At 42.3% G+C, this 20,414-nt stretch carries 20 protein-coding genes; 18 read left to right on the top strand and 2 right to left on the bottom strand.

What is annotated here, in order from left to right; translation table 11 throughout:
- Positions 1-51 precede the first annotated feature (51 nt).
- The 3 genes from glyQ to ACVR1I_RS01580 are packed head-to-tail and all read left to right on the top strand — an operon-like array spanning position 52 to position 3,274.
- Complete coding sequence (glyQ, locus tag ACVR1I_RS01570; RefSeq protein ID WP_447442291.1) at positions 52-969, top strand: glycine--tRNA ligase subunit alpha; 918 nt, start codon at positions 52-54, stop codon at positions 967-969.
- Positions 969-3,008, top strand: a complete 2,040-nt coding sequence (gene glyS, locus ACVR1I_RS01575; RefSeq protein WP_447442292.1) for a glycine--tRNA ligase subunit beta — start codon at positions 969-971, stop codon at positions 3,006-3,008. The genes glyQ and glyS overlap by 1 nt, the downstream gene beginning before the upstream one ends.
- Before the next feature lie 8 nt (positions 3,009-3,016).
- Positions 3,017-3,274 (top strand): DUF896 family protein, encoded by a 258-nt coding sequence (locus ACVR1I_RS01580; protein WP_447442293.1) that lies wholly within the window; start codon positions 3,017-3,019, stop codon positions 3,272-3,274.
- A gap of 29 nt (positions 3,275-3,303) precedes the next feature.
- Here ACVR1I_RS01580 and ACVR1I_RS01585 read toward each other — a convergent pair whose 3' ends face one another.
- Together ACVR1I_RS01585 and ACVR1I_RS01590 are read right to left on the bottom strand one after the other, a co-directional pair.
- Positions 3,304-3,981 carry a potassium channel family protein gene (locus ACVR1I_RS01585; RefSeq protein ID WP_447442294.1) on the bottom strand — a complete coding sequence of 226 codons (678 nt, stop codon included), beginning with the start codon at positions 3,979-3,981 and terminating at the stop codon, positions 3,304-3,306.
- 10 nt (positions 3,982-3,991) lie between these two features.
- Complete coding sequence (locus ACVR1I_RS01590; RefSeq protein ID WP_447442295.1) at positions 3,992-5,341, bottom strand: TrkH family potassium uptake protein; 1,350 nt, start codon at positions 5,339-5,341, stop codon at positions 3,992-3,994.
- A 499-nt stretch (positions 5,342-5,840) separates the two neighbouring features.
- On the opposite strand from ACVR1I_RS01590, the gene rsmH reads away from it, so the two are divergent.
- The 15 genes from rsmH to ACVR1I_RS01665 all read left to right on the top strand — a co-directional run bounded on the left by rsmH (position 5,841) and on the right by ACVR1I_RS01665 (position 20,401).
- Positions 5,841-6,794 carry a 16S rRNA (cytosine(1402)-N(4))-methyltransferase RsmH gene (gene rsmH, locus ACVR1I_RS01595; RefSeq protein WP_447442296.1) on the top strand — a complete coding sequence of 318 codons (954 nt, stop codon included), beginning with the start codon at positions 5,841-5,843 and terminating at the stop codon, positions 6,792-6,794.
- Between the two features lie 11 nt (positions 6,795-6,805).
- Positions 6,806-7,129, top strand: coding sequence for a cell division protein FtsL (locus tag ACVR1I_RS01600; RefSeq protein WP_447442297.1), 324 nt, complete (start codon positions 6,806-6,808; stop codon positions 7,127-7,129).
- Between the two features lies 1 nt (position 7,130).
- A complete protein-coding gene (gene pbp2x / locus ACVR1I_RS01605; protein WP_447442298.1) occupies positions 7,131-9,383 on the top strand; it encodes a penicillin-binding protein PBP2X in 2,253 nt (750 codons plus the stop codon).
- A 1-nt stretch (position 9,384) separates the two neighbouring features.
- Positions 9,385-10,383 (top strand): phospho-N-acetylmuramoyl-pentapeptide-transferase, encoded by a 999-nt coding sequence (gene mraY, locus ACVR1I_RS01610; protein ID WP_447442299.1) that lies wholly within the window; start codon positions 9,385-9,387, stop codon positions 10,381-10,383.
- A 65-nt stretch (positions 10,384-10,448) separates the two neighbouring features.
- Entirely contained in the window at positions 10,449-11,792 is a 1,344-nt protein-coding gene (locus ACVR1I_RS01615; RefSeq protein WP_447442300.1) for a DEAD/DEAH box helicase, read from the top strand.
- Between the two features lie 17 nt (positions 11,793-11,809).
- Positions 11,810-12,034 (top strand): DUF4059 family protein, encoded by a 225-nt coding sequence (locus ACVR1I_RS01620; protein ID WP_447442301.1) that lies wholly within the window; start codon positions 11,810-11,812, stop codon positions 12,032-12,034.
- A gap of 23 nt (positions 12,035-12,057) precedes the next feature.
- Positions 12,058-12,975 (top strand): thioredoxin-disulfide reductase, encoded by a 918-nt coding sequence (trxB, locus tag ACVR1I_RS01625; RefSeq protein ID WP_447442302.1) that lies wholly within the window; start codon positions 12,058-12,060, stop codon positions 12,973-12,975.
- A gap of 1 nt (position 12,976) precedes the next feature.
- The gene (locus tag ACVR1I_RS01630) at positions 12,977-13,519 is read left to right on the top strand and encodes a YceD family protein (protein WP_447442303.1); all 543 of its coding nucleotides are present in this window, start codon (positions 12,977-12,979) and stop codon (positions 13,517-13,519) included.
- A gap of 153 nt (positions 13,520-13,672) precedes the next feature.
- Positions 13,673-15,094, top strand: a complete 1,422-nt coding sequence (gene gnd, locus ACVR1I_RS01635) for an NADP-dependent phosphogluconate dehydrogenase (RefSeq protein WP_447442304.1) — start codon at positions 13,673-13,675, stop codon at positions 15,092-15,094.
- A gap of 2 nt (positions 15,095-15,096) precedes the next feature.
- Positions 15,097-15,792 (top strand): response regulator transcription factor, encoded by a 696-nt coding sequence (locus tag ACVR1I_RS01640; protein WP_447442305.1) that lies wholly within the window; start codon positions 15,097-15,099, stop codon positions 15,790-15,792.
- A 103-nt stretch (positions 15,793-15,895) separates the two neighbouring features.
- Positions 15,896-17,020 carry an AI-2E family transporter gene (locus ACVR1I_RS01645; protein ID WP_447442306.1) on the top strand — a complete coding sequence of 375 codons (1,125 nt, stop codon included), beginning with the start codon at positions 15,896-15,898 and terminating at the stop codon, positions 17,018-17,020.
- Positions 17,021-17,136: 116 nt separating this feature from the next.
- Positions 17,137-17,604 carry a transcriptional regulator NrdR gene (gene nrdR, locus ACVR1I_RS01650; protein WP_447442307.1) on the top strand — a complete coding sequence of 156 codons (468 nt, stop codon included), beginning with the start codon at positions 17,137-17,139 and terminating at the stop codon, positions 17,602-17,604.
- Between the two features lie 9 nt (positions 17,605-17,613).
- Complete coding sequence (locus ACVR1I_RS01655) at positions 17,614-18,774, top strand: replication initiation and membrane attachment family protein (RefSeq protein ID WP_447442308.1); 1,161 nt, start codon at positions 17,614-17,616, stop codon at positions 18,772-18,774.
- The gene (gene dnaI, locus ACVR1I_RS01660) at positions 18,775-19,695 is read left to right on the top strand and encodes a primosomal protein DnaI (RefSeq protein ID WP_447442309.1); all 921 of its coding nucleotides are present in this window, start codon (positions 18,775-18,777) and stop codon (positions 19,693-19,695) included.
- Positions 19,688-20,401: a nitroreductase family protein gene (locus tag ACVR1I_RS01665; RefSeq protein WP_447442310.1), complete on the top strand. Its 714-nt coding sequence runs from the start codon at positions 19,688-19,690 to the stop codon at positions 20,399-20,401. The genes dnaI and ACVR1I_RS01665 overlap by 8 nt, the downstream gene beginning before the upstream one ends.
- Positions 20,402-20,414: the final 13 nt, after the last annotated feature.

A 20,414-nucleotide genomic window follows, 5' to 3' on the forward strand; every position in this document is an offset into this window, starting at 1 on the left:
AAGCGGTTCTTTTTTCTTGTTCTTGTCCACACCATAAAAAAGGAGAACACCATGTCAACATCATTAACTTTTCAAGAAATTATCTTGACCTTGCAACAATACTGGAATGACCAAGGCTGTATGCTCATGCAGGCCTATGACAATGAAAAAGGGGCAGGAACTATGAGTCCCTACACCTTCTTGCGGGCTATTGGACCAGAGCCATGGAATGCAGCCTATGTTGAGCCGTCTCGTCGTCCTGCAGATGGCCGTTACGGGGAAAATCCAAACCGACTTTACCAACACCACCAGTTCCAAGTGGTTATGAAACCAAGCCCAAGCAATATCCAAGAATTGTATTTGGAATCCTTGGAAAAATTGGGCATCAATCCTTTGGAGCACGATATCCGCTTTGTCGAGGATAACTGGGAAAATCCATCAACCGGTTCTGCAGGTCTCGGCTGGGAAGTGTGGTTGGATGGAATGGAAATCACGCAGTTTACTTATTTCCAACAAGTTGGTGGATTGGAAACAGGACCTGTCACAGCTGAGGTTACTTATGGTCTGGAGCGTCTCGCTTCTTATATCCAAGAAGTGGATTCGGTCTACGACATTGAGTGGGCACCAGGTGTCAAATACGGTGAAATATTCTTGCAACCGGAGTACGAGCATTCCAAATACAGCTTTGAAATCTCAGACCAGGATATGCTCCTTGAGAACTTTGAGAAGTTTGAAAAAGAAGCGGCGCGGGCCTTGGAAGAAGGCTTGGTGCATCCAGCCTATGACTATGTCTTGAAATGCTCCCATACCTTTAACTTGTTAGACGCACGCGGGGCTGTTTCTGTTACAGAACGTGCGGGCTACATTGCCCGCATCCGAAACTTGGCGCGTGTCGTAGCTAAGACCTTTGTCGCAGAACGGAAAAAATTAGGTTTCCCATTGTTGGATGAAGAAAGCAGAGCAACACTCTTGAAGGAGGACGCAGAATAATGACTAAGAATTTATTGATTGAATTGGGATTGGAAGAGTTGCCAGCCTATGTCGTCACACCAAGTGAACAGCAATTGGGTGAAAAAGTTGCTCGATTCTTGGAAGACAACCGCTTGAGTTTCCAAGGTCTTCAAACGTTTTCAACTCCACGTCGTTTGGCAGTGCGGGTGATGGGACTAGCAGAACAACAAACGGATTTAACAGAAGACTTTAAAGGTCCTGCTAAGAAAATTGCTGTGGATAGCGATGGGAACTTCACCAAGGCTGCAGAAGGCTTTGTTCGAGGCAAAGGCTTGACAACAGACGACATCCGTTTTGAAGAAATCAAGGGTGAAGAGTATGTCTACGTGACGAAAAATGAAGCAGGTAAGCCTGCCAAGGAAGTTCTTGCACACGTACCTGAAATTCTTGCGAGCTTGACTTTCCCAGTCAGTATGCATTGGGCAAGCAACCAATTTGAATACATCCGTCCTGTTCATACATTGACCGTCCTCTTGGATGATGAGGCGCTTGAACTGGACTTCTTGGATATCCAATCTGGTCGCGTCAGCCGTGGGCACCGTTTCTTGGGTCAAGAGACAGATATTACGCATGCCGATTCCTACGAAGCTGACTTGCGTGAGGTCTTTGTCATTGCAGATGCCAAAGAACGCGAAAACATGATTGTTGAGCAAATCAAGGCCATTGAAGCAGCACAAAATGTTCAGGTTGAAATTGATGCCGACTTGCTTAATGAAGTCTTGAACCTGGTTGAATACCCGACTGCTTTCATGGGCAGTTTTGATGCTAAATACTTGGATGTACCAGAAGAAGTCTTGGTAACGTCCATGAAAAATCACCAACGTTACTTTGTGGTCCGTGATCAAGATGGCAACCTCATGCCAAACTTTATTTCCGTCCGTAATGGAAATCACCATCACCTGGAAAATGTGGTCAAAGGAAATGAAAAAGTATTGGTCGCTCGTTTGGAAGATGGGGAATTCTTTTGGCGAGAAGACCAAAAATTGCAGATTTCAGACTTGGTTGCGAAACTCGCTAACGTTACCTTCCATGAGAAAATCGGTAGCCTCGCAGAGCATATGGACCGGGTTGGTGTGATTGCAAAAGCACTTTCTGCCCAGGCGGATTTGACCAGTGAAGAAGAAACGGAACTGGTTCGTGCTAGCCAAATCTACAAATTTGACCTCTTGACGGGGATGGTCGGTGAATTTGATGAGCTACAAGGGATTATGGGGGAAAAATATGCCCTCTTAGCTGGTGAAAATCCAGCAGTTGCGGCTGCCATTCGGGAACATTACCTTCCAAATGCTGCAGAAGGTGCCCTTCCTGAAACAAGGGTTGGTGCTGTTTTGGCCCTGGCTGATAAATTAGATACCCTCCTATCTTTCTTCTCTGTTGGTCTTATTCCAAGTGGTTCCAATGATCCTTATGCCCTTCGTCGTGCCACACAAGGGATTGTTCGAATTCTGGAATTCTTTGGCTGGACTATTCCAATGGACCAATTGATCGATAGCCTCTATGATTTGGAATTCGCTAGTTTGACCTATGCCCATAAAGAGGAAGTGTTGTCCTTTATCCGTGCCCGTGTCGACAAGATGATGGACAAGGACGTGCCAAAAGATATTCGAGAAGCCGTTCTAGCTGGCTCAACCTTTGTGGTTCCAGAAATGTTGGAAAACGCTACTGCACTTGTAACAGCTAGCAAAGACAGCAGCTACAAACCAGCAGTAGAGAGCTTGTCACGTGCCTTTAACTTGGCTGAAAAAGCTTCTGGAACTGTTGAAATCAATCAGGCCCTCTTTGAAAATGAAGAAGAAAAGACACTTTATCAGGCCATTAGTGCGCTAGCTTTGACGGGAACAGCAGACGAAAAGATTACAGCCCTTTTTGCTCTTAGCCCAGTCATTGATGCCTTCTTTGACAACACCATGGTCATGGCAGATGATGCAGCTGTAAAAGAAAATCGTCTAGCCTTGCTAGCAACATTAGTGGCAAAAGCCAATACGATTTGTGCCTTTAACAAGCTCAATACCAAATAGGAGGTTGTATGGAACAAGCAAAGATTAATCGGATTAATGAGTTGGCCCGCAAGAAAAAAACGCTTGGTTTGACGGAGGAAGAATTGGCAGAACAAGCTATCCTTCGCAAAGAATACATCGAAGGGTACCGCCGTTCCGTTCGCCACCACCTAGAAGGAATCAAGGTTGTTGACGAAGAAGGAAATGACGTGACACCCGAAAAGTTACGCCAAATCCAACGAGAAAAAGGCCTCCACGGCCGTAGTTTGGATGACCCAAATTCGTAAGAAAAAACCTTGTCAATGACAAGGTTTTTTTACATTCTGTTGGTGTATTCTTCGAAGTGGTCCACGGTGTTGTTATCCGTTACGGCCATAATGAGTTCGTCCTCATTGAAGATATAATCTGGTGATAATTGGATATTGAGTGTGCGGTCTTTAGAATGTTTGCTTCGGTAACCAATGATGTTCATGTTGTAGTTTTGACGCAGTTTCAATTGGGCCAAGGTTTTGCCGAGCCATTTTGCAGGTGGCTGGAATTCCACAATGGTGACATGATCATCTAATTCGATCAAATCGGTTGTGTCTTGGTGGAGCAAATGTTTGGCAAGGGAAATACCCGTTTCACGCTCTGGGGAGATGACTTTGTCTGCTCCAATTTTTAGTAAAACTTCACGCGTTGTCTTGCTTTTAGCCTTGGCAATGACTTTTGGAACACCTAAGGATTTACAGTGCAAGACAGCAAGAACACTGGATTCCAAATTGTTCCCGGTTGCGATAACAACGGTGTCGCAAGAAGCAATTCCGGCAGCACGTAGCAAGTCTTTGTCGGTAATGTCTCCTACAACTCCTCGCGTTAAAATAGCTTCTAATTGATTGATTTGACTTTCGTGGTTATCAACAGCAATAATATGGCTGTTGTATTTGCAGAGTGTTTTGGCAATACTGGTACCAAATACTCCCAGCCCTAAAATTCCAATAGTGTGTACAGGCATGATGTCTCCTTTATACGATCATTGATGATTTTGAATATTGAATAGTGTCTTCTTTGGATGGCTTGCGGCTGGATAGACTCATTAGAATGGACATAGGACCAATCCGGCCAAAGAACATGAGGGCCATAATAACCAGCTGACCAGCTTGGCTAAGCACAGGTGTTAAATTAGCCGTTACACCGACAGTGGCTAGAGCAGACATGACTTCAAAAACTAAGAATAAAAATGGGACTGTGGGATCGGTGAAGCTAATCGCTAAGAGTCCGAACAGGAAGGTCATGATAAAGACACTAAAGACAGCAAAGGCTTTTCGGATTGTCACCGTGTCAATGGTGTGAGCCATGAAGTTTGTATGTGGCAATCCTAATATTTCACTTCGAGCAAAGAGGACAAGAGTTAGAAAAGCTGTTATTTTTATTCCTCCAGCAGTCCCTCCTGGGGCTCCTCCCAGCATCATTTGAAAGACATAGATGAGGAGGGTGATAGGATTTGCTTTTGTATAATCAATAGTTGCAAATCCGGCGGTCCGCATGGTTACTGTTTGGAAGAAACTAGCTAGTAATTTGTTGCCAAAAGATAAATTTCCGATTGTATCTGGATTGTTGTATTCTGTTAAGAAAGTAATCATTGTTCCAGAAAACAAGAGAAGGAGTGTAAAGCTAATGACGACTTTTGAATGAAAACGCAGCTTGCGAATGCTTGCTTTATTTTGGAATTGTGTTTGCAAATCAAACCAAACCGAAAAACCAAGTCCACCCATGATAATCAAGGAAGCAATAACAAGATTGATCCAAGGATTTTCAAGATAAGAAAGGAGACTGATGGCTCCTAAGTTGTCAAAACCAGCGTTGCAAAATGCAGAGATTGCAAGGAAAATAGAATGCGATAATCCCTTTCCAAGACCATATTCTGGCACAAAATAAAAGGAAAGAAAGAGTGCGCCAAGTGCTTCAAGTGTAAATGTAAAAAGAAAAACTGATTGGATAAATTGTTTGAAGTGTTTGGTATCATCTCGGCTCAGACTTTCTTGCAGTGTTGCTAGATTGATAAAACTTAGCTTGCGACCAGCAGTTAAAGAAAAGATTCCGATAAAACTAATCAGACTAAGGCCACCAATCTGAATCAATAAAAGACAGATAGCCTGGCCAAAACCATTGTAGGTTTCCGCAACAGGAACGGTCGAAAGCCCTGTTACACAGACCATTGAAATGGCCATAAATAAGTGATCCCAGTAAGTGGCAGAAGCCGTCTCTAGCTGGAAAAAAGGGAGGCTCAATAACAATGAACCGATTAATATCACACTGATAAAACTCACAATAATCCGCTGAGTCGGTGTTAAGACAAGCTTAGAAAAAAACATCTTTCCTCTTTTTAAATCCTTATAATAAATGAAATATGAAGCTATTTTATCACATTCTATCAAAAAAGAAAGGGAAAACCACCAAAAGATGATTTTCCGCTCTTATTTATTCTTCCCTAGAAGAATCCTCCTTGTTTTTTGCGATGAAATGCATGCTGAGACCAAATAATAGACCGCTGAAAATGGCTATGAATAGAACTTTTGGTTGAAATAGATTTTCAAGAAGGTTTCCTCCTAAATTCCAAGCGTTAAAAAGAGCTTGGAAGAGTCCAAAAGGAATTCCGGTCCGAAGTCCAATGAGGCTAACTTGCTTTTGTTCTTTTTCAGTCAATTCTTCCTTGTAGCAAATTTAGAACATCGATGTGTCAATTATATCCAACACACTGAGTATATCTCTTTTTCGAAAGCATATCAACTATATCTGATATATTTTTTTGAAAAGATTTTCAAAATAAGAATTTAAGGTGTAATTTCTTCAAGTATGGTATAATAAACAGATATGACAAAAGAATTTCAACATACAACCGTTTTACTACATGAGACGGTTGATTTATTAGACATTAAACCAGATGGAATATATGTGGATGCCACGCTGGGTGGAGCTGGTCACAGTGAATATTTATTGGGGAAATTGAGCGACAAGGGGCATCTCTATGCCTTTGATCAGGACCAAAGAGCAATTGACAATGCTAAGAATCGTTTAGCTCCTTTTATTGAAAAAGGGCAGGTTACCTTTATAAAAGCCAATTTTCGTCAGTTAAAAGAGCGTCTAGCTGATTACGGTGTTTCAGAAATTGATGGCATTTGCTATGATTTGGGAGTCTCAAGTCCACAATTGGATGAGCGGGAACGTGGTTTCTCCTACAAGCAAGATGCACCATTGGATATGCGAATGAACCAAGACCAGGCTTTTTCAGCCTATGATGTGGTCAATACCTATGATTACCATGATTTGGTACGGATTTTCTTTAAATATGGTGAGGACAAGTTTTCCAAACAGATTGCTCGAAAAATTGAGCAGGCTCGGGAAGTGAAGCCAATAGAAACGACAACCGAATTGGCCGAGATTATCAAATCCGCTAAACCAGCCAAAGAATTGAAGAAAAAAGGCCATCCTGCTAAACAGATTTTCCAAGCCATCCGGATTGAAGTTAATGATGAATTGGGGGCCGCTGACGAATCCATTCAACAAGCCATTGACTTGTTGGCCGCAGGTGGCCGAATCTCAGTCATTACCTTCCATTCTTTGGAAGACCGATTGACAAAGCAACTATTTAAGGAAGCAAGCACAGTAGATGTGCCAAAAGGGTTGCCATTTATTCCAGATGACTTAAAAGCACCCTTGGAATTAGTCAACCGCAAACCGATTCTACCAAGCACAGAAGAGTTGGAACAAAACAATCGGGCGCATTCTGCCAAACTAAGAGTTGCTAAGAAAGTGTTTGAAAAATAAAGGAGAGACGAATGCTGCAAGAAAAACGCAAAGAGTTAACCATGCAGGTGATTGAAGCTAAAATAAAGACCTTTAACCGGGTCGAAAAAGCCTTCTATGCCAGCATTATCTTATCCGGCTTGGTCTTGGCCATTGGGATTATCTTTTTACAAACTAGAATTCTCCAAGTACAGTCAGAATTGGCAAAGACTAATCAAGACATCAATGCCAAACAAGTAGAAATCAATGATGGCAAACAGGCAGTTCACGATGCCATCCGAAAGGAAACCTTGCTTGAAATTGCAGAAGAAGAGGGGTTGGTCTACAATAATAACAATATTGGAGTAGCAGAATAAGATGCCAAGTAAAAAACAAAAACTTCTGAGATATATCTTAAAAAACAAGCAAACTCCTGCACAAAATAGAGCTCGTGTTGGCCAAAGTTTAACATTTTTGAGTGTGTTTATTTTCTTTGTCTTTTTGATCAATTTTGCCATTATCATTGGAACAGATCAAAAGTTTGGAGTCGATTTATCAGAAGGGGCCAAGCGTGTCCATCAAACGACCGTGACGGTACAAGCGAAAAGAGGAACCATCTATGACCGGACCGGGATGCCGATTGCAGAAGATTCTACGACCTATACAGTTTATGCGGTAGTAGATAAAAATTATGTTTCTGCTTCAGGGGAACCTCTGTATGTCCAGAAAGATCACTTTAACAAGGTTGCCAAAATCTTCAAAAAGCACTTGGACATGAAAGAATCCTTCGTTATAGAACAGCTTAATCTTCCTAACCTTTATCAGATTTATTTTGGTGTGAAAGGGAAAAACATTTCATACAGTACTATGAATGCAATTTTGGCAGATGCTGAATCAGCAGGTATAAAAGGTATTAGCTTTTCAACTAGTCCAGGACGGATGTATCCAAATGGAAATTTTGCGAGCTTTTTTATTGGATTGGCGCAGTTGGAAGACAATAAAGATGGTAGCCAGAGCCTAAAAGGCCAGACTGGTTTAGAAAATGCGCTGAATGCTATTTTGTCTGGTCAAGATGGAAAAATTCGTTATGAAAAAGATAGTTCTGGACGAATCATTCCAGGTACTGAAACCGTTGAACGTGAAAAAAGAGATGGACAAGACGTTTATACGACTCTATCAACTGAGTTGCAACGCTCACTAGAAACCAACATGGACGTCTTTTATGAGAAGACAAAAGGAAAGCTAGCAAATGCCACTTTAGTATCAGCAAAGACCGGCGAGATTTTAGCGACAGCTCAAAGACCTAGTTTCGATGCGGATACCAAAAAAGGGTTGACAAAAGATTTGGTATGGCGCTCGCAACTCTACCAAGAAAACTTTGAACCAGGGTCAACCATGAAAGTGATGACAGTGGCTGCTGCCATTGATAATGGAAGCTTTCGACCGCATGATACTTATGTCAATAATGGTTATACCATTGCAGACCGTACCATCAATGACTGGATGGTCAATGGCGGTAAAGATCCGATGCTTTTAAATTACATTCAGGGCTTTACAATCTCTAGTAACGTTGGGATGTTGCGCTTGCAACATGAAATGGGAGATGCCAAGTGGTTGGATTACTTGGCGAAGTTTCGTTTTGGCTATCCGACTCGTTTTGGTATGGGAGGAGAAGAAGCAGGGATTCTTCCTGCAGACAATATCGTGTCCATTGGCATGAGTTCCTTTGGGCAGGCCATTTCGGTGACCCAGGTACAGATGCTTCGTGCCTTTAGTGCTATTGGAAATGATGGGATTATGCTAGAGCCTAAGTTTATCTCTGCTCTCTATGATCCAAATACAGACAGTAGTCGGATTTCCCAAAAAGAAGTGGTCGGAAATCCAGTTTCAGCAAAAGCAGCACAGGACACCCGCCAATATATGATTGGCGTTGGTACAGATCCTTACTATGGAACCCTTTATTCTTCTTATGCAGGTGGAGCAGTTATCAAGGTTGACGGTTATAATGTTGCAGTGAAATCTGGTACAGCCGAGATTGCAAAAGATGATGGGACAGGATATGTAGAGGGAGCCAATGCTGTTATCAACTCGGTTGTTGCCATGGTTCCTGCAGAAAATCCAGAATTTATCATGTATGTGACCTTAAGGGAGCCAGAAGCTTTTTCGCTTTTAAATTGGCAAGACATCGTCAACCCTGTTTTAAAGGAAGCGATGCTCTTAAAGGACAGTTTAAATTTGGAGGGTCCAGCTGCAACCTTATCAATGGTACGGAATGAGACGGCTTATGCCATGCCAGATGTTGTTGGTCAGACCCCAGGTGATACCGCAGATCAATTACGTCGGCAATTGGTTCAGCCAATCATTATCGGTCATACCAATACCATAAAAAAAACCTCTGTTCCTATCGGGGAAAACCTTGTTGCCAATCAACAAGTATTACTCTATACAGGAAAACCAGAGAGCATGCCGGATATGTACGGCTGGACAAAAGAGAATGTAGAACAGTTTTCAGAGTGGACAAAAATTGAAGTTGTCTTTGAAGGTGAAGGTGGCAAAGTCATTGAGCAGAATATAGAGACAGGAAAGTCGATTAAGAAAACGAAAAAAATAAAAGTAACTCTAGGAGAATAATATGGTAGCTACTCTTGTAGCAGGAATCTTGTCCTTTATAGGTACAGTTTTGTTGATTCCAGTTTTTATTAAATTTTATCAGGCCAAGCGCATTGAAGGCCAACAGATGCATGAAGATGTCAAGCAGCACCAATTCAAGGCTGGAACGCCAACTATGGGCGGCACTGTCTTCTTGCTTGTTTCGATTTTAGTGAGCCTCTTAGCAGCCCTTGCTAGTAAGATGTTGACAGGCGGGGTAGCAGCAATATTGTTTATCCTAACACTATATGGCTTTGTTGGTTTTTTAGATGATTTCTTGAAAGTTTTTCGTAAAATCAATGAAGGCTTGAACCCTAGACAAAAACTGGCCTTGCAAATCCTAGGTGGCTTGGTTTTCTATTTTTCACATGTACAAGCTTCTGGTGGTGGAGAATTAAATATTTTTGGCTATTCACTCCATATCGGCGTCTTCTATATCTTTTTTGCCCTCTTTTGGTTAGTCGGCTTTTCCAATGCCGTCAATTTAACAGATGGTATTGATGGTTTAGCCTCTATCTCCGTTGTGATTAGTCTGGTCGCTTATTCAATCATTGCTTTTGTTCAAAAGCAGTATGATATCTTATTGGTCTGTGTAACAATGATTGGTGGTTTGCTTGGCTTCTTTGTTTACAATCACAAGCCTGCAAAGATTTTTATGGGGGATGTCGGAAGTTTGGCCCTCGGTGGAATGCTAGCAACCATTTCTATCGCGCTGCACCAAGAATGGACTCTTCTCTTGATAGGGTTGGTCTATGTCATTGAAACGGCTTCTGTCATGTTGCAAGTTGCTTATTTCAAATATACCAAGAAAAAATATGGAGAAGGCCGTCGGATTTTTCGGATGACCCCTTTCCACCATCATTTGGAACTGGGTGGATTGACAGGAAAAGGCGGAAAATGGAGTGAATGGAAAGTGGACGCCTTTTTGTGGGGACTGGGCTTGTTCATGAGTCTTGTCACACTGGCTATTTTGTATTTCTAATATCAAACAGCAGTCAACTGCTGTTTTTTCTGCTATAATAGAAGATACTAGAAATTGAGGAAACTATGAAATTTACAGAATTTACATTAAAAGATTATATCCAGAAAGCCTTGGCAGCCATCAACTTTGTAACAGCGACAGAGGTCCAAGAAAAGCTGATTCCTATTGTCTTATCTGGACGGGATTTGGTGGGGGAGTCAAAGACAGGATCTGGGAAGACCCATACCTTCTTGATTCCGATTTTTCAACAGTTGGAAGAAGAAAAGGATCAGGTCCAAGCGGTGATTACAGCACCATCTCGTGAGTTAGCAACGCAAATCTACCAGGCTGCGCGGCAAATTGCGGAGCACTCAGAGATTGAAGTGCGTGTGGCCAACTATGTCGGTGGAACAGATAAGACCCGTCAAATAGGCAAATTGCAGAGCAACCAGCCCCACATTGTCATTGGAACGCCTGGACGTATTTATGACTTGGTGAAGTCTGGGGATTTGGCCATTCACAAGGCTGGTGTCTTTGTTGTGGACGAAGCCGATATGACCTTGGACATGGGCTTTTTGGAAACAGTTGATAAAATTGCCTCTAGTCTTCCTAAACAACTGCAATTCATGGTCTTTTCTGCGACAATTCCGCAGAAATTACAACCCTTTTTGAAAAAATACTTGACCAATCCGATAATGGAGCAAATCAAGACCAAGACAGTGATTTCCGATACCATTGAGAATTGGCTGATCTCCACCAAGGGGCGGGATAAAAATGCGCAAATTTTGGAAATGACCAAACTCATGCAACCTTATTTGGCCATGATTTTCGTCAATACCAAGACACGGGCTGATGAACTCCACGCCTATTTGACAGCCAATGGCTTGCGGGTAGCAAAAATCCATGGGGATATTCCACCGCGTGAACGAAAACGGATTATGAACCAGGTTAAAAACCTGGATTTTGAATACATTGTGGCCACTGATTTGGCAGCTCGTGGGATTGACATCGAAGGTGTCAGTCATGTCATCAACGATGCAATTCCGCAAGATTTATCCTTCTTTGTTCACCGTGTTGGGCGGACAGGTCGAAATGGCCTATCTGGCATTGCCATCACGCTATACCAGCCAAGCGATGATGCTGATATCCGTGAATTAGAAAAACTCAACATTTCCTTTGCTCCAAAAGAGATGAAAGATGGCGAGTTCGTAGATACCTACGACCGTGACCGTCGAATCAATCGGGAAAAATCCAAGGAAAAATTGGATTTGGAAATGATGGGCTTGGTTAAGAAGAAAAAGAAAAAAATCAAACCAGGTTACAAGAAAAAAATCAAATGGGCAGTTGATGAGAAACGCCGCAAAACCAAACGTGTAGAAGCCCGTGCCAAAGGTCGTGCAGAGCGCAAGGCCAAACGTCAAACCTTCTAAAAAGAATAGGAAAATCCATGTTGCAAACCATTTTAAGTCTCTACCTACAAAGCTTGTTGATTGCGGCAATTGTAGTTGTATCTATTAGTTTGGTCTGGTTTTTACGCCGAGCTTTTAAGGGCGTAGACAAGACCCTGCAGGAAAGACGAGATGTATTAGTTGATCTTTTGATGATCAATGTCATGACCATTCCCATTACAGCTTTTGGTGTTATTGGGATTTTGTTGATGCTTCGAGCATAAGTTCAAGTTAGAATGAGGAAAATATGTACGATACCCTAATTATTGGATCAGGCCCTGCTGGAATGACAGCGGCACTATATGCAGCCCGTAGTAATTTAAAAGTTGGGCTCTTGGAACGTGGAATCTACGGCGGACAGATGAACAATACCTCCGAGATTGAAAATTATCCAGGCTATGAGATGATTACAGGCCCAGAGTTGGCAGAAAAGATGTATGAGCCCTTGGAAAAATTTGGTGTAGAACACCTGTTTGGTCATGTGGTGCGTGTGGAGACTGACGGTGTGGTCAAAAAAGTCATCACAGAAGATGAAACCTTTGAAGCCAAAACGGTCATTCTTGCTATGGGAGCTGTTCACCGTCCACTAGGCGTCCCAGGAGAATCAGAATTCAATAGCCGTGGTGTTTCTTATTGTGCGGTTTGTGATGGGGCCTTCTTCCGAGACCAAGATCTCTTGGTTGTTGGGGGAGGCGACTCAGCTGTTGAAGAGGCTATTTTCTTAACACAGTTTGCAAGCAGTGTGACCATTGTTCACCGCCGCAATGAACTCCGTGCTCAAAAGATTATTCAAGACCGTGCCTTTGCCAATGAGAAAATTAAATTTATCTGGGATAGTGTGGTCGAAGAAATCAAGGGTGATGAGCGAAAAGTTCAGTCTGTCGTCATCAAAAATGTCAAAACAGGTGATGTTTCAGAACAAGCCTTTGGTGGGGTCTTTATCTATGTCGGTTTGGATCCAATGTCTGAATCGGTTGCCAATTTAGGCATTACAGATAACGCTGGCTGGGTTTTGACCAATGAAAAAATGGAAACGAGTCAAGCGGGGATTTTTGCCATTGGTGATTTGCGTCAGAAGCACTTGCGTCAAGTAACGACCGCAGTTGGAGATGGAGCTATTGCGGGACAACAAGTCTACCAATACATTACGGAATTGGAGGGATAAGATGGTTCAATTCCATATTTATGACTTGCAGAAAAATCCAGAAGGCATCGTCTTTGATGAAAAGTTGGATTTAACAGCAGAATTGTTGAGTAGGAATCCAGAGATTTTAGACCTCTCATCACTTACTGCCCTTGGTCGGGTTCGTTACGAAGCAGGCATGTATTTTTTGGAATACCAACTCTCTTATGACATCACCATGGCGTCTAGTCGTTCCATGGAGCCTGTTTCATGGACGGAGTCGTACCCTGTTTTAGAGTTGTTTGTAGCAGATGAAGTAACGCTCAAAGAAAAAGACATGGTCGATGCAGAGATGGTCTTGCTGATTGAAAATGAGACCATTATCTTAGATGAGAGTGTGGCGGACAATATCCTGCTCAACTTACCTGCCAAAGTTTTGACAGAAGCGGAAGAGCAAGAAGAGGCAATGCCCTCTGGAGAAAATTGGACGGTGATGACGGAAAGTCAATACCAAGCTAGCTTACAGGAAAAACAAGAAGAAGCAAGTCCCTTTGCAGGATTGCAGGGATTATTCGATGAAGAATGAAATTGACAGAAAATTTGAAAAATCACATTTTTCTGTGTATAATAGAAGAGATAAAATTTGTTCCAATTATAAATTAAAATGGAACATCGCCAATTGATTGGGAAAACAATCTCAATTTTTCAATTGGCAAAGTATGTTAAGGAGTATGAATTCATGACAAAAGCAAATTTTGGTGTGGTTGGTATGGCAGTTATGGGCCGTAACCTTGCCCTCAATGTAGAATCACGTGGCTATAAGGTGGCGATTTACAACCGTTCAGCAGACAAAACAGAAGATGTAGTAGCCAGCAACCCAGGTAAAAACTTATTACCAAGCTATGATGTGGAAAGTTTTGTGCAATCGATTGAAACCCCACGTCGCATTATGTTGATGGTTCAAGCAGGTCCTGGTACAGATGCAACGATCCAAGCCCTCTTGCCACACTTGGACAAGGGCGACATCTTGATTGATGGTGGAAACACCTACTTTGAAGATACCATTCGTCGCTCCAAAGAATTGGCAGACTCAGGTATTAACTTTATTGGAACAGGTGTATCTGGCGGTGAAAAAGGAGCTCTCGAAGGTCCATCCATCATGCCTGGTGGTCAAAAAGAAGCCTATGACTTGGTAGCAGATGTCTTGGAAGAAATCTCTGCCAAAGCGCCACAAGATGGCAAACCGTGTGTGACCTATATCGGACCAGATGGTGCAGGACATTATGTAAAAACAGTCCACAACGGGATTGAGTACGGAGACATGCAGTTGATCGCTGAATCTTACGATTTGATGCAAAATCTACTGGGGCTTTCAGCAGACGAAATGGCAGATATTTTTGCAGAATGGAATAAGGGAGAATTAGACAGCTATTTGATCCAAATCACAGCAGATATCTTGAGCCGTAAAGATGACCAAGGCCAAGATGGCCCAATCGTGGATTACATCTTAGACGCTGCTGGAAACAAGGGAACAGGTAAATGGACAAGTCAAAACGCGCTTGACTTGGGTGTGCCATTGTCTCTGATTACAGAATCAGTCTTTGCCCGTTATATCTCAACCTATAAAGAAGAACGTGTGCATGCTAGCAAAGTTTTACCAGGCGTAGACTATACCTATGAAGGTGATAAGGCTGAATTGATTGAAAAAATTCGTCAAGCCTTGTACTTCTCTAAGATTATTTCATACGCTCAAGGATTTGCTCAATTGCGCGTAGCTTCTAAAGAACACAACTGGAACTTGCCATTTGCGGACATCGCTTCTATCTGGCGTGATGGTTGTATCATTCGTTCGCAATTCTTACAAAAGATTACAGATGCCTACAACCGTGAAGCAGACTTGGCAAACCTTCTCTTGGACGAATACTTCTTGGATGTGACCAGCAAGTACCAACAGGCTGTTCGTGATATTGTAACCATTGCTGTACAAGCAGGAGTGCCAGCTCCAACCTTTTCAGCAGCGATTACTTATTATGATAGCTACCGTTCTGCTGATTTGCCAGCCAACTTGATTCAAGCGCAACGCGATTACTTTGGTGCCCACACTTACCAACGAAAAGACAAAGAAGGCACATTCCATTATTCATGGTATGATGAAAACTAAGCATGGCTAAAAAAATTCTGATCGCAGGAAAAGAGCGAAATCTCTCACATTTCGTGTCTATGGAACTGCAAAAATATGACTATCTTGTGGATTATGCTGCGACCGGAGCAGAAGCGCTTCTTTTAGCACATGAGACGGATTTTGATTTGATTTTGATGAGTTACCAACTATCGGATATGACTAGTACACAACTAGCCAAAGAAATTATCCGTTTCAAACCAGCTACTGTCATGGTAGTAGTTGTTGAAAGTGATGAAGCCAAAGCTCACGGAGAAGAGATTGAACAATACGCTGTCTTTTACACGATAAAACCCTTTGTCATTAGTGACTTAGTAGAGCAAGTTGCAGCCATTTTCCGTGGTCGTGATTTTATTGATAAGAATTGTAAACAAGTCAAATTGCAGGCTGCTTATCGGGATTTGAAGATTGATTTTCAAAATCGAACCGTTTCGCGTGGAAATGAAGTGATTAGCTTAACGCGTAGAGAATATGACTTGTTAGCAATCTTGATGGACAGTCAGGAACCTCTGACGCGTGAGTACCTTTTGGCAAAGGTTTGGAAGTATGATTCTGCTACGGGAACAAATGTGGTGGATGTGTACATTCGCTATCTACGTGGCAAGCTAGACGTTCCAGGACAAGAATCCTATATCCGCACCATTCGTGGTTTTGGATATGCCATGAGAGATGAAGAATAAAAGGCTGAGATAGAACTCAGTCTTTTATTGTGCCTTCAAAACAGACTTTTTTTCCCATGTACGCTATAATAAACTATACTGATTTTTTGGAGTTTGAAAAAGAATGAACACAAGTTTTAAAGAAAAGATAGCATTGATTAGTTTTGCGGCCCTAGTTTTGTTAGCGGTCTTGAATTATGGAGAGTTGTATCAATCCTTTCAATGGATTTTGGGCAGTATGAATTCTCTTTTTGTGGGTGGGATGTTGGCTTTTGTTTTAAATGTCCCTATGAAAAAAACAGAAGAATTGCTGGAGAAGCTGAAGCTGCCAGAACGATTTCGTAGAGGCTTTGCCTTGGCCAGTGTCTTGGTCGCCTTTGTCTTAATTGTGACAGGCCTTGTTTTGATTGTTTTGCCCACTTTGACAACAACGATTTCACAGTTGGTGACCGTTGTGAACACCGCAATTCCGAAGATTGGTGATTTTTTGACCAATAGCGGATTCTTACCAGAGAGTATTGAGGGACAGGTGAAAGAATATCTTGCTAGTTTTAAAGGTTGGGATAGTGTTTCCGGTTATGTAACGGCATTTTTGTCTGGTTTGGTAGCAAACGTTGGAGGCCTTTTTTCCAACGTGTTGACGCTTATCATGGCATTCTTTTTTACCATTAGTATTTTAACTAGCAAAGAGCATCTATCTTCTATGGCCATCAAGTTATTGAATGCCTTTTTTTCAGAGCGTATTGTTCGTATGGTACATTACATTGGCGAGGTTATTGTGGATACCTATGATAAGTTTTTGATGAGTCAAATCGTAGAAGCTGTTATTATCGGAACCTTGGTTTTTGTGAGTTATAGTTTGTTTGGTATGCCTTATGCTGCGATGGCAGGGATTTTATCGGGAGTGCTTTCTTTTATCCCTTATATTGGTCCGTTATCGGCTTGCTTGATTAGTGCGCTCTTTATCGCTGTTCAAGATCCCTTATTAGGTTTGGGCTCTATTGTGTTGTTTCAAGTCATTCAGCTTATTGAGGGGAATGTGATTTACCCACGTGTTGTCGGCCAGTCTGTTGGCTTACCGACTCTTTTTACCTTGGCTGCGGCCTTAATTGGTGGAAATCTATTTGGTTTATTGGGGATGGTCTTTTTTACCCCGATCTTTGCAGTTGTTTATCGTCTAGTTCGTGAGTGGACTTATCGTCGTCTGGCTAAAAAGGATATTGAATGTCAAGATGCAACCACAACCTAAACTTGGGACAAGCCTTGGCTTGTCTTTTTGTTCTTTCAAAGGAAGATAGGGATAACTTTCCATCTCCCCTAAAGTGTGGTACAATGAAGTGATAATGATAGAATGGGGGAGAGAAGATGCGTTGTCCCAAATGTACGAGTATAAAATCCAGTGTTGTTGATACGCGTCAAGCTGACGATGGAAATACTATTAGACGAAGAAGAGAATGTGAAAACTGTGCTTATCGCTTTACGACCTACGAACGATTGGAAGAAAAAACCCTAGTAGTTGTTAAAAAAGATGGAACAAGGGAACAATTTTCTCGTGAAAAAATCTTTAATGGCATTATTCGTTCTGCACAAAAACGTCCTGTTTCAACTGCTGATATTGACGAAATCGTGAACCGAATTGAACAAAAGGTGCGTTCTTATAGTGATGGAGAAGTAGAGAGTGATGTGATTGGTAATTTTGTCATGGAAGAATTGGTTGAATTAGACGAAATTACCTATGTTCGTTTTGCCTCTGTTTACCGTTCCTTTAAAGATGTCAGTGAAATCGAAAATCTCCTCAAGCAAATCACCAAGGGGAACCGCAATAAAAAATAGGAGAATGCCATGATCCCAAATAACACTTTTTCCTATCATAAAATCCCGCGTTTTGTTCCAGATAGCCACAGTTTAATCCAGTGTTACCAGCCGATTATTGGTTTACCAGCCTTTGCTCTCTACCATTACTTGGTGGCCAATGAGGATGGTGGTGCTGGGCGTTACCGTTTTAGCCAGATTTTAAACCATTTGAATTTTGGACAAACGGTTTTGGAGCAAGCTCTTGATGTCTTAAGTGCTCTGCAGTTGTTGGAAATTTTTGAAAACGAGTCTCATTATACTCTGGTCTTAAAGGCTCCTCTGTCGCAGGAAGATTTTTTACAGGAGAGGCTCTATCGCTCTCTTTTAAGTAAAAAAATCGGAGAGCATGCGGTAGAACAGATGCAGGCAAGCCATCCAGTAAAGGGCGATTCTGTTTCTAAGCGCTTTTCTCAAGTCTTTCAAATGGATGGACAACCAGATGAGAAGAAAAAGGCAAACACCTCTTTTGATAGCAGTGCCTTTCAACACATGATGGCTCGCCATCAGTTGCGGTTTACAGATGAAGAGTCGGATTTGATTGGGCTCTATCATTTAGCTGAAAGTGAACAGATGGATTGGCTGAGTTTATATCAATTGGCGAAAGAAACGGCAGTTGGACATCAAATCTCGCCGAAACGGATGAAGGAGCGTTTGCAAGTTTCTTCTGGCGCAACAAGTCCAGCCGAATTTTCTAAAGCGGAGCAAGCCTTGATTCGAGAAAGCAAGAGTCTCACTCCATTGGATTTTTTAACGGCTATTAAAACCAACAAACGGGCTTCGGTGATGGCTTCAGAGAGAGCCTGTTTGAACGAACTAGCTCATTTGGGCCTCTTGAATGAAGTCATCAATGTGATTGTGCTCTACACCTTTAACAAGGTGGATTCGGCCAATCTGAATGAAAAATATGCCATGAAGTTAGGGAATGATTTTTCCTATCATCAAATTCGGACGGCAGAAGCGGCTATTTTGCATCTTAAAATTGAACGAAAACCGCAAGCAGGTCAGAAAAAAGCTGAGACTAGCCATAAAGAATCCAATATTCCAAGTTGGAGCAATCCAGATTATAAGGATACAACGACAGCAGAAGATTTGGTAGAACTTGAAAAAATTCAACGTGAAATTTTAGCCAACTTAGAGAAAGGAGACTAGATGAAGAATATTCAAGATAAATTGCATCCAACCTCTCGTCATGTTCGCAAGTCCTATCAGGAAATTTGCCAAGAGATTCTAGCAGATAGTGAAGTTTCCCATTTTGTACAGTTACATCAGCTTGATGAGGCCGTTGTGGAACGCTCGATTTCCAAGTTTTTTGAATACATCAAGGAACGGGACAAATGGCTTAGTCAAGACCAAACCTACATTGCAAAAGGCTATAAACCGATCCTCATTATGAACGAAGGGTATGCGGACGTCTCCTATCAAGAGACAGCAGAATTGGTAGAAGCCCAACGCCAAGACGCTATTCGTAGGCGAATGAACTTGGTGGAATTGCCAGCCAGCTTAAAGCAGGCCACTCTCAAACCTGGCACTGCAAATAGTGTCCAGTTGACAAACGGTCGTGCTCAAGCCTTGACACTTTTAAATGAGTTTATTGCCAATTTTACTTCTCAAGAAAAAAAGGGGCTCTATGTCTATGGGGATTTTGGGGTTGGAAAGAGTTTTCTCTTGGCGGCTTTGGCCCATGACTTATCAGAGAGATACGGTGTCGGGACAACCATGCTCCATTACCCGAGCTTTGTTGTCAATGTCAAAAATGCCATTCAAACTGGACAAGTTAAAACTGAAATTGATGCGGTTAAGCAGGCCGATATTCTGATTTTGGATGACATTGGAGCGGAGCAGCACAGTCCTTGGGTCCGTGATGATGTCTTGCAGGTTATTTTACAACACCGGATGCAGGAAAATTTACCGACCTTCTTTACGTCGAATTTTTCATTTGCTGATTTGGAAAAACGCTTGTCTCAAGGCAAATCTGGTGATGAGACCTGGCAGGCCAAGCGCGTGATGGAACGAATTCGTTTTTTAGCAAAAGAAGTTCATTTGGAAGGAGAAAACCAACGCCATGAGTGAGACGATTGATTTGATGAACCGCCATTCTTCTGTCCGCCGCTTTAAGGAAGAGGCGATTCCAGAAGACCACTTAAAAGCCATTATCAATGCGGGACGCGCGGCTTCGACCTGGAAGAATTTCCAATCTTACTCGATTGTTGTCCTATCGTCCACTGAGAAAAAACAAGCGCTCTATGACCTCTTGCCCCAACCTGCGATTTTACAGGCGGATAAGATTTTGGTGTTTGTCGGGGACCACAATCGAGCCAGCAAGGCTGCTGCCTTGCATGGTGCTCCTTTTGATGCCAAGGGGACAGAAAATCTCCTGATTTCGTCTGTTGATGCTTCTTTGGCGGCACAAAACGCTATGTTGGCAGCAGAGAGCCTTGGCTACGGCGGAGTCTTTATTGGCATGATTCGCCACGTAGCTCTCGCAGTATCAGAATTGATTGCCTTGCCAGATTACACCTATCCAATCTTTTGTATCGCCCTTGGTGTACCAAACCAACAGCATCCAGTCAAACCGCGTATGGCCTATGAAGCCATTGTCTTTGAAGAAGAATACCAAGAACAGGATGTGGCTGCTATTGAAGATCATGATGCGGTTCAAACGGAGTATGCAGGTGCAAGACAAACCGAACTTTGGTCGGAGCGATTGGTCAATCAGTTTAAAGATGTCGAGCAACCAGAAACCAAGTTACTTCTTGAAAAACACAAACTATTATAGAAAAGTGAGAAAA

The organism is Streptococcus cameli (assembly GCF_053207365.1).

Excerpts from the sequence above, each read along its gene's own strand:
- mraY (WP_447442299.1), top strand. The coding sequence starts at position 9,385 with ATGGTAGCTACTCTTGTAGCAGGAATCTTGTCCTTTATAGGTACAGTT.
- rsmH (WP_447442296.1), top strand. The coding sequence starts at position 5,841 with ATGACAAAAGAATTTCAACATACAACCGTTTTACTACATGAGACGGTT.
- ACVR1I_RS01580 (WP_447442293.1), top strand. The coding sequence starts at position 3,017 with ATGGAACAAGCAAAGATTAATCGGATTAATGAGTTGGCCCGCAAGAAA.
- pbp2x (WP_447442298.1), top strand. The coding sequence starts at position 7,131 with ATGCCAAGTAAAAAACAAAAACTTCTGAGATATATCTTAAAAAACAAG.
- ACVR1I_RS01630 (WP_447442303.1), top strand. The coding sequence starts at position 12,977 with ATGGTTCAATTCCATATTTATGACTTGCAGAAAAATCCAGAAGGCATC.
- gnd (WP_447442304.1), top strand. The coding sequence starts at position 13,673 with ATGACAAAAGCAAATTTTGGTGTGGTTGGTATGGCAGTTATGGGCCGT.
- trxB (WP_447442302.1), top strand. The coding sequence starts at position 12,058 with ATGTACGATACCCTAATTATTGGATCAGGCCCTGCTGGAATGACAGCG.
- ACVR1I_RS01585 (WP_447442294.1), bottom strand. The coding sequence starts at position 3,981 with ATGCCTGTACACACTATTGGAATTTTAGGGCTGGGAGTATTTGGTACC.
- ACVR1I_RS01640 (WP_447442305.1), top strand. The coding sequence starts at position 15,097 with ATGGCTAAAAAAATTCTGATCGCAGGAAAAGAGCGAAATCTCTCACAT.
- dnaI (WP_447442309.1), top strand. The coding sequence starts at position 18,775 with ATGAAGAATATTCAAGATAAATTGCATCCAACCTCTCGTCATGTTCGC.
- ACVR1I_RS01590 (WP_447442295.1), bottom strand. The coding sequence starts at position 5,341 with ATGTTTTTTTCTAAGCTTGTCTTAACACCGACTCAGCGGATTATTGTG.
- ACVR1I_RS01600 (WP_447442297.1), top strand. The coding sequence starts at position 6,806 with ATGCTGCAAGAAAAACGCAAAGAGTTAACCATGCAGGTGATTGAAGCT.
- ACVR1I_RS01615 (WP_447442300.1), top strand. The coding sequence starts at position 10,449 with ATGAAATTTACAGAATTTACATTAAAAGATTATATCCAGAAAGCCTTG.
- glyS (WP_447442292.1), top strand. The coding sequence starts at position 969 with ATGACTAAGAATTTATTGATTGAATTGGGATTGGAAGAGTTGCCAGCC.
- ACVR1I_RS01655 (WP_447442308.1), top strand. The coding sequence starts at position 17,614 with ATGATCCCAAATAACACTTTTTCCTATCATAAAATCCCGCGTTTTGTT.
- ACVR1I_RS01645 (WP_447442306.1), top strand. The coding sequence starts at position 15,896 with ATGAACACAAGTTTTAAAGAAAAGATAGCATTGATTAGTTTTGCGGCC.
- ACVR1I_RS01665 (WP_447442310.1), top strand. The coding sequence starts at position 19,688 with ATGAGTGAGACGATTGATTTGATGAACCGCCATTCTTCTGTCCGCCGC.
- nrdR (WP_447442307.1), top strand. The coding sequence starts at position 17,137 with ATGCGTTGTCCCAAATGTACGAGTATAAAATCCAGTGTTGTTGATACG.
- ACVR1I_RS01620 (WP_447442301.1), top strand. The coding sequence starts at position 11,810 with ATGTTGCAAACCATTTTAAGTCTCTACCTACAAAGCTTGTTGATTGCG.
- glyQ (WP_447442291.1), top strand. The coding sequence starts at position 52 with ATGTCAACATCATTAACTTTTCAAGAAATTATCTTGACCTTGCAACAA.